Annotated in this window: 18 protein-coding genes; 13 read left to right on the top strand and 5 right to left on the bottom strand. The window is 37.1% G+C overall.

The window, feature by feature from the left end; all coding sequences use genetic code 11:
• Positions 1–208: 208 nt before the first annotated feature.
• The 5 genes from TY11_RS18365 to TY11_RS18355 all read left to right on the top strand — a co-directional run bounded on the left by TY11_RS18365 (position 209) and on the right by TY11_RS18355 (position 1,752).
• Positions 209–388 carry a hypothetical protein gene (locus TY11_RS18365; protein ID WP_042149684.1) on the top strand — a complete coding sequence of 60 codons (180 nt, stop codon included), beginning with the start codon at positions 209–211 and terminating at the stop codon, positions 386–388.
• An 8-nt stretch (positions 389–396) separates the two neighbouring features.
• A complete protein-coding gene (locus TY11_RS21150) occupies positions 397–561 on the top strand; it encodes a DnaD domain-containing protein (protein ID WP_197025120.1) in 165 nt (54 codons plus the stop codon).
• Complete coding sequence (locus tag TY11_RS18360) at positions 561–788, top strand: replicative helicase loader/inhibitor (RefSeq protein WP_042149680.1); 228 nt, start codon at positions 561–563, stop codon at positions 786–788. Before TY11_RS21150 ends, TY11_RS18360 begins: the two co-directional genes overlap by 1 nt.
• 144 nt (positions 789–932) lie before the next feature.
• Positions 933–1,085, top strand: coding sequence for a DnaB-like helicase N-terminal domain-containing protein (locus TY11_RS21145; protein ID WP_081755988.1), 153 nt, complete (start codon positions 933–935; stop codon positions 1,083–1,085).
• Positions 1,086–1,392: 307 nt separating this feature from the next.
• Positions 1,393–1,752: a DUF6946 family protein gene (locus TY11_RS18355; RefSeq protein ID WP_491630660.1), complete on the top strand. Its 360-nt coding sequence runs from the start codon at positions 1,393–1,395 to the stop codon at positions 1,750–1,752.
• A 538-nt stretch (positions 1,753–2,290) separates the two neighbouring features.
• Here the strand turns inward: TY11_RS18355 and TY11_RS18350 are convergent.
• Positions 2,291–3,073: a metal-dependent hydrolase gene (locus TY11_RS18350; protein WP_042149675.1), complete on the bottom strand. Its 783-nt coding sequence runs from the start codon at positions 3,071–3,073 to the stop codon at positions 2,291–2,293.
• A gap of 312 nt (positions 3,074–3,385) precedes the next feature.
• On the opposite strand from TY11_RS18350, the gene TY11_RS18345 reads away from it, so the two are divergent.
• The 7 genes from TY11_RS18345 to TY11_RS18310 all read left to right on the top strand — a co-directional run bounded on the left by TY11_RS18345 (position 3,386) and on the right by TY11_RS18310 (position 9,574).
• Entirely contained in the window at positions 3,386–3,724 is a 339-nt protein-coding gene (locus TY11_RS18345; protein ID WP_042149674.1) for a PadR family transcriptional regulator, read from the top strand.
• A gap of 1 nt (position 3,725) precedes the next feature.
• Positions 3,726–4,064, top strand: a complete 339-nt coding sequence (locus TY11_RS18340; protein ID WP_042149670.1) for a DUF1048 domain-containing protein — start codon at positions 3,726–3,728, stop codon at positions 4,062–4,064.
• Positions 4,065–4,403: 339 nt separating this feature from the next.
• On the top strand, positions 4,404–5,177 hold the full coding sequence (locus TY11_RS18335; protein ID WP_042149667.1) for an ABC transporter ATP-binding protein: 774 nt from the start codon (positions 4,404–4,406) through the stop codon (positions 5,175–5,177).
• On the top strand, positions 5,167–5,916 hold the full coding sequence (locus tag TY11_RS18330; RefSeq protein ID WP_042149663.1) for an ABC transporter permease: 750 nt from the start codon (positions 5,167–5,169) through the stop codon (positions 5,914–5,916). The genes TY11_RS18335 and TY11_RS18330 overlap by 11 nt, the downstream gene beginning before the upstream one ends.
• A gap of 1,132 nt (positions 5,917–7,048) precedes the next feature.
• Positions 7,049–8,503, top strand: coding sequence for an OmpA family protein (locus TY11_RS19925; RefSeq protein ID WP_052345898.1), 1,455 nt, complete (start codon positions 7,049–7,051; stop codon positions 8,501–8,503).
• A gap of 71 nt (positions 8,504–8,574) precedes the next feature.
• Entirely contained in the window at positions 8,575–9,042 is a 468-nt protein-coding gene (gene lepB / locus TY11_RS18315) for a signal peptidase I (protein ID WP_052345897.1), read from the top strand.
• Positions 9,043–9,175: 133 nt separating this feature from the next.
• Positions 9,176–9,574 (top strand): VOC family protein, encoded by a 399-nt coding sequence (locus tag TY11_RS18310; RefSeq protein WP_042149657.1) that lies wholly within the window; start codon positions 9,176–9,178, stop codon positions 9,572–9,574.
• 146 nt (positions 9,575–9,720) lie between these two features.
• Here TY11_RS18310 and arr read toward each other — a convergent pair whose 3' ends face one another.
• Complete coding sequence (arr, locus tag TY11_RS18305) at positions 9,721–10,137, bottom strand: NAD(+)--rifampin ADP-ribosyltransferase (protein WP_042149656.1); 417 nt, start codon at positions 10,135–10,137, stop codon at positions 9,721–9,723.
• A gap of 178 nt (positions 10,138–10,315) precedes the next feature.
• A complete protein-coding gene (locus TY11_RS18300) occupies positions 10,316–10,504 on the bottom strand; it encodes a hypothetical protein (protein ID WP_042149653.1) in 189 nt (62 codons plus the stop codon).
• A 95-nt stretch (positions 10,505–10,599) separates the two neighbouring features.
• Here TY11_RS18300 and TY11_RS18295 point away from each other — a divergent pair, with 95 nt between their 5' ends.
• Complete coding sequence (locus TY11_RS18295) at positions 10,600–11,463, top strand: AraC family transcriptional regulator (protein WP_042149650.1); 864 nt, start codon at positions 10,600–10,602, stop codon at positions 11,461–11,463.
• 142 nt (positions 11,464–11,605) lie between these two features.
• Here TY11_RS18295 and TY11_RS18290 read toward each other — a convergent pair whose 3' ends face one another.
• Positions 11,606–13,072: a sodium/proline symporter gene (locus TY11_RS18290; RefSeq protein WP_042149647.1), complete on the bottom strand. Its 1,467-nt coding sequence runs from the start codon at positions 13,070–13,072 to the stop codon at positions 11,606–11,608.
• Positions 13,073–13,106: 34 nt separating this feature from the next.
• A complete protein-coding gene (locus TY11_RS18285; RefSeq protein WP_042149644.1) occupies positions 13,107–14,072 on the bottom strand; it encodes an ornithine cyclodeaminase family protein in 966 nt (321 codons plus the stop codon).
• Positions 14,073–14,469: the final 397 nt, after the last annotated feature.

Raw genomic sequence — 14,469 nt, 5'->3', positions numbered from 1 at the left:
TACCCAAGTTTAATTATGGTGTGAAAAGAGGCTACCTTTTGAACCAAAAGGATGTCTATTAGATATGAGAAATGACCTAAGAGAAGCAATATCTTCTTTAAATGAATCTTCGTACCTTTACTGTCTATATGAATCAGAAGTAAGTGGTTTTTTCGATATAGAAAATGTCCTGCTTTATAATGTTGGTAGCAAACCTTTCAAGATTTGAATGTACCTATATAGACATAGACAAGACAAAGAAGAAGTAGATCCTGTCCATTACTATGGATCTCAAATTGGTCCATTAAGTCCACTTGCGAAAGAAAGATTTCTAACTTGGCGGAAGAAATTTAGTGATGAGGTGATTTGTGCTGCAATTGAGCTTGGGAGAATGGTGCGAAAAGAATAGGGTATATCGTGAAGATTATACAGGAATGGGAACAGAATGGATTGAAGACAGTAGGAGAGGTACTTGCTTATCGTCAGGAAAAAGTAACTCGCAGTCAGAAGCCCTTTTATCCTAGAAAGAAGAATGCCCAAGGCTCTCTGTCCATCTTTGATGAACTTAGGAGGGGAGGCTAGTGAATCGGCAAGAAGCGATGGATGTATTGGAAACGATTAAGCTATTGTATCCAAAATATGAGTTAACGCTAGAGAAGGGAAGAATTCTTATCCCATTACTAGAGCGGATGGAATATGGGTTGGTGATGGAGAATCTAACAAACTATGTGGCTAGAAGCCTTTTCCACCAACGATTGCGGATATTGTTGCCCACCCTTCTGAGGAAAATAAGAATTAAGAACAAATGAAGATGTGGCGTGAGGAAGCAAGAAGGGTTCCAGAGACTGTGAAGCATCGTTTTCAGGAAGCATTAACAAATCTAGTTAGGAGTAAAACAAGAATATGAAGATGAGAACTATGAAGCAGAAGCGGCGGTACTTGGCACAGTATTAGTGGATGGAATACTTATTAAGGAGTTGGTGGTACAGGAAGAATATTTCCACTTTGCCAATCATCGGATAATCTTTTTATCAATGAAAAAAGCAGCTGAGAAGGGGGAACTCATTGATGTCGTGGACGGCAACGACATTCCTAGTTGTTATTGAAATGGGAGTGTCCTCAATAGATTTTAGGGAGAAAATTAAGGGCATTTTATAAGTTCAACCATAATAGGATTAAGTAGTAATATTCTGGAAAAAAGGTGGATAATAAAGTACTTATAGAGCAATTAAAAAAATACCTGAGTTAAAGTTAAATAGTATTTGTAATGACCAAGTAAATGGTGAGTGTATTACCCGCAATCCTAAGAGTAGAAGAAAAAATGTGAATGGAAAGATAGGGGGAATTTGTCCACCACAAATCTGGAGGTTTTACTGTTTGATAATATGTTAAGGGCTTAATTGCAATGACCGAATCAATACTATAGTAGAATGGTATAGAAAATGTTCACCTGAAAAGAAAGAGCATTGGGTAAAAGGAAGAAGTGCTTTTGAACTAGCAACTTTTTGGTTGGAAAAAGGAACAACATCTAATCCAATATTAGCATTATTAGGATCTAATCCAGACACTAAAGATATTACATTAGCATATGGATCACCTGAGTATGAATCAAGATTTGATAAATATGGAAAAGGTAGACAACATGACTATATTGCGCTTGGTGAACAGGGATACGATAAGGTAAATGAAACAATCGAAAGCTATTATATGATATCTATAATAAAACAACTAAACGGAGATAGAACTCGAGTAACAAATAGAATTGAGAATTAATAGTAGCTATTTTTGAAAAGCCGCTACCTCTTGCTATTTTATCAATGCAATATCAGCTTATTCATGCGATTGCTGGAACGCGATCTGAGTTAAAAAACAAACTGGAAGAGAGGCAGTCTAAATAGTATATACATTTTTAACTGAAAAGGCGAATCCTGATTAAATAAAAGAAAATGAGAACGAATTGAATTAGTTGATTGGGGTTTTATCCAATAATCAATTATCCAAAATAAATGCAGGGGATATGTCGGTCTATTTTATTCACCAGGAAGCGAAATAATTCCATTTGACATACCTTTTTATATTGGAAAAGTTGACACAAAATGAAAGTATAAGAATAAAAACAATGCTCTAGTTAATAAGAGTATTGTTTTTTCTTTATATTAAGTAGCTTGCATCTTAAGTGTAACAAAAAGCCCCCGTCATAACCACACTAAAACCGACCCAAATACAATAAGAAACAGATAGACGAACAATACGCTAAGTGTTCGTCTTTTTAATTTTCTTACAATATTTTTTTGTCCAAGGCTTGTTCCGCCTATTTATCGAAAGTCTTCTCCTCCCCATAACCAATTACCACTACTTCCGTATCCCTATAATCTTTCAGTAATTCACGAAACTCATTATCCTTATCAATCATATTCTCAACTATCGGAAAAGCCCGCAATAAATTGGTTAAAGATTCTTTTGATGGAGCTGTCACTTCTGATGGGAAGGAATGACTCGGAATCACATATTTCACATCCAGCAAATGTTTTACAGCATATGCGGCTTCTTTTGGTCCCATTGTTAATTGTCCAGCTGAGGATAGGATTGCAATTTCTGGCTGGTATACGTCTTGTATTAATTTCATATCATACATTAATGCAGTATCACCAGAGAAGTACAGGGTGTAATCATCCACAAAATCAAAAATATACCCTGCAGCCTCACCTGCATACATTGGACTTTTCTCTGTTTCCCCGTAGGAAGAAGTATGTTTTGCCTGCACCATTGTTGCTGTCACATCCCCTAATGAAACAGATCCTCCTAGATTAATCGGAAATACATTTTTGATTCCTTGTTGAAGTAAAATCATAGCCAATTCGTATTGTGCAACGATTAGTACATCTGGCTTATGCTCTACTAATTTAGATAGTCCGCTTGTATGATCAAAATGTCCATGAGTCAAAAATACACAATCAATGGACTGATAGAATTCTTCCTTATCTAAGTCCCCTGGAAAACCAGGATTCAAATCAAAAAATGGATCGATTAAGTAATTTTTCTCCTCATTACTTTTTAATATGTACATTGCATGGCCAAGGCGTTGGATCCTCATTAAATCTCCCCCATAAAATGAAATAAATGTCTTTAATAATATATTCTGCCTAGCGAGGAAAAAGAAGTGGGGCGAGGGACAGTGACCTGCTTTCCTATTCAGAACTGTAAAAAGTATATCTTTAGCATTTTTATCTGTAAGATAAGGGTCAGACTATACAATTAGGGACAGTAAACCTGACCCTCTGTCCCGATAAAAAAAAGACTCTTGACAAAATACAGTACTTTGTAATACTATATACTTGTAATAAGTAACACGGATTACCGGTATCACAGAATACTGAAAATAGTGAAATGAAAATGAGGGATTAATTTGGAAAATATCACAGAAATGCTGAAAGGGGTGCTTGAGGGGTGTGTGCTTGAAATCATTAGCCGCGGGGAAACTTACGGCTATGAAATCACGCAACAGCTACGGGAACTTGGCTTCACTGATGTGGTTGAAGGCACTGTTTATACGATTACCATGCGGCTTGAGAAAAACAATCTGGTTAACATTGAGAAAAAGCGATCCACTATGGGACCTCCAAGAAAATTTTACACGCTCAACGCAGCAGGCCAAGAGCATCTTGAAACTTTTTGGGAAAAATGGGAATTCATCTCAAGCAAAATTAACGAACTAAAATTAAAACAAGATAGAAAGGAAGAGTAATATGAATTTTATTGAAAAAATAATTGGAAGTCTGGATGACAAGCGCGAATGGAAGGCGATGGAGGGGCGTGCTAAGGCACTTCCAAGTGAGTACCGCAACGCATACAATGCTATCAAAAAATATATATGGACCTCTGGTGGTCCCTCTGACTGGGAGGACATTAACCGTATCTTTGGTGGCATTCTAGAACTCTTTGAGGGGGGGGCAGCGGAAGGTAAGAAAGTCACTGACCTAACAGGGGAAGATGTGGCTGCTTTCTGCGATGAACTAGTAAAGGACTCGAAAACATGGATGGACAAATATCGCACGAAATTGAACAATACGATTGATCGTGACTGACTTGGAATTCCTAGTGGATGTTCCTAGCAGTGAAACTAATGAAGTATCATGAAGTGAATGAGAAAAAAGTAAATTCAATAAAAATACCGACTGAATAGCTGGTTACAAATGTGGGTTACCACCTTCACTATTCAGTTTTATTTTTAACCTAGTAGTAAGTTATACAGGTTACCGGTGAGACTAAGTAGTGAATGTTGTAATCTAGCTTACATGGTACTCGACAAGATAATTACCCAGCTTTGTCTGAAGGCAAGTAACTTACTCGCTTCTCAGACAAAGCTACCTAAGTATCAAATATTGAAAGTGGCTCTACAACGATTTTTAAAAGGAGGAAAAAGTATGAGTAACGTAGCGATTTCTGTAAAAGGGTTAAAAAAATCCTTTAAAGACAAGAGAGTCTTAAAGGGAGTGGATTTTGAGGTGCAGCATGGCGAAATTTTTGCATTGCTTGGCTCAAATGGAGCTGGCAAGACAACGGCGGTCAACATCCTTTCTACGCTGTTGAAGCCAGATGGTGGCGAAGTAGGTATTTGTGGCTTTGACGTCCAGCGTCAACCAGACCATGTTCGCAATAGCATTAGCTTGACAGGGCAGTTCGCAGCTTTAGATGGCATGCTCACAGGAAGGGAAAACCTGATGATGATTGCCAAGTTGCGGGGAGTTTCGAATCCTGCTCAAGTCTCCGACAATCTACTAGCAAGATTCGATCTGAACGATGCTGCCAGCCAGCGGGCCGAACAGTACTCTGGCGGGATGAAGCGCCGGCTTGACATCGCCATGAGTTTAATCGGGAAGCCAGCAGTCATTTTTCTTGATGAACCGACGACAGGTCTTGACCCCGAAGCACGGATTGAGGTTTGGGATACCATCAAGGAGCTTGCGGGTGCCGGCAAGACTATCTTGCTGACAACCCAGTACCTGGAGGAAGCCGAACTACTTGCTGACCGTATTGCCATCCTGCATGGCGGAAAGATTATTACGACCGGTACCCTTGCCGAACTCAAGGAGATGTTCCCGAAAGCCCAAGTGGAGTACATCGAGAAACAGCCGACATTGGAGGAAATTTTCCTCGCAATCATCGGTAAAAGAGGAGGAAATGTAGATGAAAAGTAAAACATGGGTATTACTAGGGCGATTAATGCGAAACATCATGCGTAGCCCAGATACGATTATCACGATTGCGATTACGCCGATCATGATGATGCTACTGTTTGTATACGTATTTGGCGGTGCTATAGAGACAGGTACGGATAACTACGTCAATTATTTATTGCCGGGAATCTTGCTGATGGCTATCGCATCCGGAGTTGCTTACACTTCTTTGCGGCTGTTTACGGATGTAAAGAGTGGGCTGATGTCGCGTTTCATTACCATGCCCATCAAGCGCTCGTCGGTATTATGGGCTCACGTGTTGACCTCGCTTGTTTCCAATGCTCTTACTGTCGGGGTGGTTATCCTAGTTGCGCTTTTGATGGGCTTCCGTTCCAGTGCTGATATCCTGGCTTGGCTCGTGGTAGCTGGGTTACTTGGGCTGTTTACTCTAGCGCTAACATGGGTAGCGATTATTCCCGGTTTGACTGCGAGGTCTATGGAAGGGTCGTATGCTTACTCGTACCCGCTGATTTTTCTGCCGTTTATCAGTTCGGCCTTTGTTCCCACCGAAACTATGCCTAAAATTGTCCGTGCGTTCGCTGAGAACCAGCCAGTAACTTCAATCGTAAATGCGATTCGTACCCTCTTGGATGAAGGGGCTGTTAGTAACGATATCTGGACTGCGCTTGCTTGGTGCGTCGGTATCATGGTCATCGCTTACTTCTTCGCCATTAAAGTATTTAAACGCCAGTTAGGATAAGTACATCATTATGGGATTAGACATATCAATAGCCAAATGTATTTGCAATCACATGGAATAAATAGATATTTTTCCAATAATAGGGTTCATATATCTTAATGCACATTTATTATTGAATAATTTGATGCCCACTTATGATGGATGTAGAAAATTATAAATAAAATCCAATCAGCCAGATAAGAGAATCCTATGTTCCACCATAAACCATGTTCAATAAAGCCAATATATAAAAAAAGCAGTTCAAGAAAAATGGAGAATATAGACCAGTAAAATATATGGCGTGTAACCAATAAAACCGTTTGTCTTTTGGGTAATGACTGAAGAAAAAAATAGATAACCACAAAGTATAACCCAAATCCATTCATTAATTGAATATAAAAAAGTTCTATCTTTGTTCCCGGATAATGCCATAAAGGATACACAAACATCATCAAATCCGTAATTAATGCCAAAATAATACCCATGTAGCCTGTGAGCACATACAATGGGAATTTCTCTTTATTTGAAAAAGATAAAAATGCTATCCAACTTATAATAAAAATGACTGATCCAATGAGCACCGAATAAGCACCTTCTATCATCGATCTGTTTTGTACAGATTCTTAAAGATATCTTTTTACAATATCTCGAAAATATACTTTATAGCAATTAGACGATGCCGTAAATGGGTGCGTTTGTTGAAGTATAGAAGTAGAAAAGGAAAAAGATATATAAGGTTTGTGAAAAATGACCCAGCTGTTAAAAGATTTTAATGATATGGAGAATTTAAGTAGTTTTAATTTGAATTTAGTTTTTGATGGTAATGTATTTACTCCCTTTTCCAGATGGATCTGAAAAGAGAGGGATTTAAGACATAATCTGAAGAAGAGAAGGAATTTACCAAACGTGAATTAGTTATTGCCAGAGTGATTAATATGTCGAGTTAAACATTAATTCTTTGCTAGGAATATATTTGTAGGTAAAATGCACTATTTTGCAAATATATCCTTTTATCAAACTTTTTTCCATTGTAATATCAAAGTATTAGTAAAAGGAACCGTAGAGAGGAAAGTGAAAAGCAGAAGCTGACTCTTATTTAGACACTTCGGCTTTTTATTTTTGGTTTATGGATAAGGAGGAAGAAGCTAATACGATGAGATTTACTAAAAGAACTAAACTATCGAACAGAATATTATTATGGTTGCTTATAGGAATGTTTATCTTAGTTGGCGGCACGGACAAAGAAGAAACAGAGGATAAGGTTAGTACCCTGGAGGATAAAGATTTAGAAATAGCGGACGGGGTAGATGAGGTAGAATCTAATCCCTTAGAAGAGGACATAACCTTTGGCGGTAAGGTCTTCGTAGAGGATGATAGAATCCGAGTGATGGGAGAGAGTAATTTAGCAGAAGGAACTGTTGTATCAGGAGAATTATATAAATCTCCTTTCAGCGAAGTGCGTGATAGTACCACACTTATCACAGGAGAAGAATCTTCGGTTGATGAGAATGGGCATTTTGAGATGGAATTTCTTTATGAAAAGTATTCCGATATGGATTTTCTAGAACGATTTAATGGAAGTATACTGGAAGTGGAATTGGAAGTGAAGATGGGATACAGCCAATCCGATGAAATTGTAGAGCTGTATGGTAGAAATGGTGATAATCTTCGAGGACCAATTGTTTATAAAGAGTTGAGTTTTGGTGAATTGCATCAATTTTTGTATATACCTATTTATGTGAGGATTGGAGGTAATCAATCCGAATACGTTATTGAAGTACCCGAACGATCTCCATTTCCAGAAGACTATGGGGATCCGAAAGTACGGATAGATATAGAAGAGATAACTCACGATCATGAATTCTTTTATGTCAAGGGGAAAACAAATTTAATAGAGGGAACTTTTCTTAGGGGAGGATATCAATCTTCGGAAATAAGTAAATTTCCACAAGGCTTTTATCATAATACAACACATGTCCAACCTGATGGATCGTTTGTTTTTCGTGCTGATTATCATACATTAGCAGAGGATGGCTTCATCCGCATCATTGCCAAACCTATTGATTTACACTTAGCTAGTAATATTTTGTATGATGCTTATGGTGAAGATTTCGAACGAATAGAAGGCGAATATGTAACTTTCGATGAACTAGATAAGAAAAATGAAATTGAAATTATTCTCTACCCATCCATTCCTGAAATAGAAGTACCAGAAGAAACAAACGTCACGGAGGATGATGGGGAAATTAAAATCCAAGTACCAGATAGTATTCTGTTTGACTCTGATAAGACTGAAATAGAGCCAGATGCTAAAAAGACATTGAGTGAGATTATCGAGATGTTGGAAGTATTGGAAGCAGGAACAAAGATTCAAATTAATGGTCATACTGATTCAGAAGGGGAGCCAGATGATAATAAAACACTTTCAGAAAATAAAGCCCGTGCAGTTGAAGCGTATTTGACGGGGAATGGAAATATAGCCCACCTTGACATATCAACAGATGGCTACGGTGAGAAATGGGCAATTGCTCCGAATGAAGATGAAGAGGGAAGAGAGCGAAATCGACGAGTTGAGATTGTCATTAACCCAAAGGATGTTAGGGAATAGCCGTGGAAGGTTCACTCTCTAGGTAGGATATGAAAATGCTGCGCTTAATACGTTGCTGAAGGGAATCTTATATGAAAAAAACACTTATGTTCATATTTTTTATTGTGATTTTAGCAGGATGTGTAAGTGGGAATAAAGATGTTTATCAATTCGATGGAGTATCCATGTCACCCACAATAAAAGATCAGCAAAAAGTAGTAGTTGATAAAGACTACTACACAAAAAATGAAATTAAACGTGATGACATTGTTCTCTTTAACCTCGAAGAAAACCAACATATAAAAAGGGTAGTAGGTCTACCTAATGAGTTGATACAAATAATAGATGGTACTATTTACATTAATAAAGAGCCATTAGAAAGTGAATATACCTTTGTTGATGTATGGAGTGATAAAATACATGAAGAAGGTATTCAATTAAAGAGTGACGAGTACTATATTATTGGAGATAGCCTTGTGCCCATGACAAGCAAGGATAGTAGATCTGTAGGTCCTATAGCTAAGAAAGATATTCTAGGAAAAGTAGTTGAAATAAAATAGCTCCATAAACATTAAGAAGTATTGTCCACTCATTTATTCATAAGAGGATAACTCTTGTTAAGAAAAGGTAAGATTGAGAAGTAATATACATAAAGTAAAGGTGCAATATTGATATAATTAGGGGGAATATTCATTGTCAAAAGGGTTGCTTCATCATATTGAAATATATGTATCGGATATAAAAAGAACCGTAGATTTTTGGGGTTGGTTTCTTGAAGAGTTAGGCTACACTTCTTTTCAAGAATGGGAAGGCGGACAAAGTTGGAAGTTACATGACACGTACATTGTTTTTGTACAAGCAGACGACAGGTTTTTAGATATTCCATACCATAGATGCCGGGTAGGTCTTAATCATCTGGCGTTTCACGCAAATTCGCGTCAACACGTAGATGAAATGACAACGAAATTAAAAGAGAAAGGAATAAACATTCTTTATCAAGAAAATCACCCTTTTGCTGGGGGGAATAATTATTATGCTGTGTACTTTGAAGATCCAGATAGAATAAAAGTAGAACTTGTGGCTCCTGAATAGTTATTCAAGTAATGGGTGTGTACTAGCAGGATAAGGATAAGGTGAAAGTCGATTTAAAGTGTTGGCTTTGGTCTGCGTACAATAGCCTGAAACCAAAAACCAATTGCACATGCAAATTGATCTTTGGTTTCATTAAGCTTTAGGGTTTAATCGTCTATTACTGCCTTGCCTTGTTCACGTAACATATTTAACGATGTAACCATTTGATTTATCGCTTCATCCGTATGTCTTTCCCAAGAACCTAATTCAGCAATTATTTTCAAAGGAGATTTAGACCTGTATGAACGTGTTGGGTTTCCCGGAAATCTTTTGTCAGTTAAATTAGGATCATTTTCAAAATCACCTAATGGTTCTACAATATAAATTCTTTCTTTTGATTTAGATGTAGCTAATTCGGCACCCCATTTTGCTGCATCTAATGTTGCAGTAAAATAGATATAGTTAGATTTTTTATCTTGGTAATTTGAAAAGTGTTGGGCTTCTAATAAATCTCCAATTTTCATTTCTGCTTTCGTACCATGAAAAAAAGGACCACTATCTAAGACATCTTTTTTATCATTCATACTTTTAACACCTCTTATATGTTAGATTTGTGTATAAAGTATAGTATATGAACTACAAAAGAGTAGCCTATAAATATTTTTTATCTCGTAGTATAATATAATTAGAGAGAATGAATTAAAAGACCAATACTTACACTAACAAAACGGGAGCCCGGTTATCGACAGGCTCCCATCTTTATTAGACATTTATCTCTAGTCCATACCTATACCTAAAACTTTCCCCAGCTTGCAGTACTTTATTCACTCCAGGGTACCCATAAGCATAATCGAAGCCACTCAATCCACCGGATTGGAAAAAGTCTCTTATCATATTTTTCTCCAAAATAATCTGTGGCATTCCAACCCCAACTACAATAATCCCTTGCAATCGTTCACCTTTTATATGCGATATATTTTATATAAGATAAGTCGAGCATCGATATAATTGTTTCGGTAAGATAAATGCATGAAAGGAGGGAAGTAATGCTACACGAATTAAATCAAGTAATGGACTATATTGAAGAGCAGTTAACCGAGCATCTATCACTTGAAATGATTTCTGAATATGCTGGTGTCTCTGATTATCACTTTAGAAAAATATTTTTTTATCTCTCGGGATTAACACTTAGTGAATACATCAAAAATAGAAAGTTGTCGGAAGCAAATAAGGATTTATTACAAGGAGAAAAGGTAACGGATGTCGCTTTTAAATATGGTTATCAGTCCATGGATGGATTTACTAGAGCATTTAAAAAATGGAGTGGATTTTTACCCTCAGATGTAACGAAAAAGGGAGTTAGTAAATCATTTCCCAAACTTTCATTCCACATAGCCGTCAAGGGAGGAGTTACGATGGAATTTAGAATAGAAAACAAACCAGCATTTAACTTAGTTGGTGTGAGTAAACGTGTTCCTATACAATTTGAAGGGGTAAACAACGAGATTGTAAAACTTGCACAACGTATCACAGACGAGCAAAAAGAAGAAATGCATGCTCTTCAAAATATCGAGCCATATGAAATTATCAGTGCTTCTTATGAGGCTGATGCTAATTTTCTAAAAGAAGAAGGGGATTTAACTCATTTGATAGGGGTTTTAACAACTGAAGATCAAGTGAGTAGTCAATTAGACAAAGTCCCTGTTGAAGCTTATACTTGGGCAGTATTTCCAAGTGATGGACCATTCCCTAAAGCATTACAAGAAACTATGGCCAAAACCTATTCAGAGTGGCTTCCTTCTTCTGATTATGAAGTAATCAATGCTCCTTCTTTTTCTTTCACTAAAATGAATGAACATAAAGAAGGGTACGCTTATAGTGAAGTTTGGATACCTGTTCGGAAGAAATAAGAATGTAAAATGATAAGAAGCTCAGGATTAACTCTGAGCTTCTTTGCTTGTAGTTATTCGGGTGACAAGAGATTAGAGTAATAAGCATCTGGTGACAAACATACTACACTATAACGTCCACACCAGAGGTAGCATTATTCCATTACAGCACCTTCTCCGCTGCTTCAATATCAACCTTCTCTTTCGCCTTCTTATCTGGGAATAACAAACTAAACACAATTCCGAAGAACGCTGCAATAAAGAACGTGGTGAAGCGGGATGTCATCATTTCTTCTAGTGGTGTGCTAATCCAAAGAATGGTTGAAATTAGACCAGCTAGAATGGTTGCGATAACACCTACACCGGAATATCGTTTCCAGAAGAATGTCATTAGGATAGCGGGGGATAAGGTACAACCCACACCGGCCCATGCCCAACCAACAATAAGGTAAACGAGTGATTCAGATACGAGTGCAATAACCATACCAACAATACCAAAGAGCGCAATGGATAAACGGGACAACCATACAAGTTGCTTATCTGTTAATTTAATACCTAATGCCTTATGGATGATATCCTCCGTGACAGAACTTGTAACAACGAGTAATTGTGAGTTTGCGGTTGTAATAATGGCAGCTAATACTCCTGCTAATAATATTCCAGCAATCCAAGGTGGCATAAGTTGAAGGATCATGGTTGGAAGAATAATTTCAACATCATCAAATGAACCTTGGTTATACATGGCAATAGCGGCAAGACCAATGGTAAATGCTCCACCATACGCTAAGAATGTCCATACAATGGCAACGACACTACCGTGATTTGCTTCTTTATCATTCTTTAAAGCCATAAAACGTGAACTTAACTGAGGTTGTCCCCCTAAGAACCCGAAGAACCAGGAGAAATTATTAAAGAATAATACACCGATAGCAAATCCTGTTACTCCACCAAACCAAGAATCAAAAGTTGGTCCTGCTGAAACAAGTGATTCGGTAATGGATAGATCATTAGTATTAATGTAAATTAATGCTAGAATCGGTAACCCTACTAACGTAACAAGCATCATGACACTTTGAACCATATCTGTCCACGCAACAGATATAAATCCACCTGCAAATGTCGTTAGGATAATAACTACGGTTGCAATAATTACTCCGCCTATTTCCGGCATGCCAAAAGTTGTTAGTAATAATTTCCCTGCACCAGCCATTTGGGCGCCAACATAGAACATAAGAAATCCTGCAATTAAGACGCCACTTAACCACCGTATTACTTTTGCTTTCTCCCCAAAGCGAACGGCTAAGTAGTCTGGAAGGGTTAATACTTGATACTTGTCTGTTTCACGCATGAATTTTTTTGCTAAGAATAGCCAAGAGAAAATGATACCAGACGCAATACCTGCCGCAACCCAGATTCCTGATAAACCTGTCATAAATACAAAACCTGTATACCCTAATAATAACCAGGCAGACTCACCTGTTGCTCTTTCCGAGAAAGCTAACACCCACCCAGGTACCTTTTTCCCCCCTAATAGGAAATCAGACTGTGTCTTACTACGTCTTCCAAAAAAGTAACCGACTGCAACAATGATCACACAGTAAATAATAAATTCAACTAGAATAATATTCATAATAACCTCCATTAATTTAGTGTGGTTCATATCATCAGAAATCTAAACGGGTACCAACTCCTTTTTCCATGGCACGCTGATAAATCACCTTTGCTGTAACGGTATCAAATAGTGCCATACCTGTGGATTTGAAAATAATACTTTTACCTGCTTTCGGTTGTATTTCTTTTGATTGAACAAGATAAGATGACATGGTCTGAATAGTATCCTGGCTAATCCAGTTATTTTCTAAAGGTATAGTTATATCTCCGGATTCAATCACTGCATCTTGCGAATCAACAAAGACATGATCAGTTACTCGATATAGTGCTTCTGGAAATTCTCTCATATTTGGCTGAAATGATCCGATACCGATAATAAGTTTGTCTTGGAGTAATGAAGCCTTATTGGGCAAAACAGGTTCATAAGAAGTGGTAGCTGTAATGATGATCTCGGCACTATGTATTGCTTCTTCGACCTCATTTGTTTTGTGAAGTGAAATAGGGGAGTCATTCCATTTTCTAAATTCCTCTATAAATACATCGTTTTTTTCAGGTGTTCGGTTATATAAATAAATATCTGTAATCGTTCTAACCGTACAAGCAGCTAAAGCTTGATATAAGCCCTGTACACCAGTTCCAATAATTGCTAGTTTGCTAGCAGTAGGTTTTGCTAAATGACGAATAGCAGATCCTCCAATAGCACCTGTTCTAAATCCGGTTATAAATGAACCATCCAATATTGCTTTAATTTCTCCAGTTTCATTACTATTTAGAATGACTAACCCATGAAGTGTTGGATGGCTGACGTTGTTAGGAAAAGACGTTACTAGTTTCGTAGCAATTGAATTATCTGTCATGCAAGGCATAAGAATTAAAGTATTTTCCCCATCTGCAACTTGCATTCTCGTTGGCATGGTATAGTTTTCAGCATCATATAAGTGATAGGCTTCATCGATGGCATTAATGGTATCTTCCATGGAAACTGCTGATCTGATATCCTTCTCATTTAAGAATAACAAACTATTCAACTCCTCGAGGATTAATATTTGGACTATTTATAATATTGTTAACTTAATTATAATCGAAAAGCTATAGTCAATTTGACTAAAAATATGGGGATTCTAGCATTCTTATATACTGGAAAATAAGTAAATTAGTGAAATAACCTTTGTTTAATAGTAAGGAATAAAGTGATTCGGTTGGGATTGTACATAATGCACAATAAAAAAATGAAAGCGTTTTCCTTTTTAAATTAATGAATATAGAAGATTGAATTTGCTTCTAGTTAGGAGACGTAATATATCTCTTTGTGTACAAAAGGTGTGGGATAATCAACTAACTTCTTATCCAAAAGATAAAGGAAATCAAGCTTTTGTGTCGAAGTATATAGTAAATTAACCCATTATGTAAATTAAA

Source organism: Paucisalibacillus algeriensis (assembly GCF_000577245.1).
Classification (GTDB): Bacteria; Bacillota; Bacilli; order Bacillales; family Amphibacillaceae; genus Ornithinibacillus.
This window is presented reverse-complemented; position numbering and strand designations above follow the sequence as displayed.

Bases quoted from the DNA above. Each gene is read 5' to 3' on its own strand.
- TY11_RS18295 (WP_042149650.1), top strand. From the start codon at position 10,600: ATGCTACACGAATTAAATCAAGTAATGGACTATATTGAAGAGCAGTTA.
- arr (WP_042149656.1), bottom strand. From the start codon at position 10,137: ATGAATGATAAAAAAGATGTCTTAGATAGTGGTCCTTTTTTTCATGGT.
- TY11_RS18340 (WP_042149670.1), top strand. From the start codon at position 3,726: ATGAATTTTATTGAAAAAATAATTGGAAGTCTGGATGACAAGCGCGAA.
- TY11_RS19925 (WP_052345898.1), top strand. From the start codon at position 7,049: ATGAGATTTACTAAAAGAACTAAACTATCGAACAGAATATTATTATGG.
- lepB (WP_052345897.1), top strand. From the start codon at position 8,575: ATGAAAAAAACACTTATGTTCATATTTTTTATTGTGATTTTAGCAGGA.
- TY11_RS18350 (WP_042149675.1), bottom strand. From the start codon at position 3,073: ATGAGGATCCAACGCCTTGGCCATGCAATGTACATATTAAAAAGTAAT.
- TY11_RS18290 (WP_042149647.1), bottom strand. From the start codon at position 13,072: ATGAATATTATTCTAGTTGAATTTATTATTTACTGTGTGATCATTGTT.
- TY11_RS18335 (WP_042149667.1), top strand. From the start codon at position 4,404: ATGAGTAACGTAGCGATTTCTGTAAAAGGGTTAAAAAAATCCTTTAAA.
- TY11_RS18365 (WP_042149684.1), top strand. From the start codon at position 209: ATGTACCTATATAGACATAGACAAGACAAAGAAGAAGTAGATCCTGTC.
- TY11_RS18330 (WP_042149663.1), top strand. From the start codon at position 5,167: ATGAAAAGTAAAACATGGGTATTACTAGGGCGATTAATGCGAAACATC.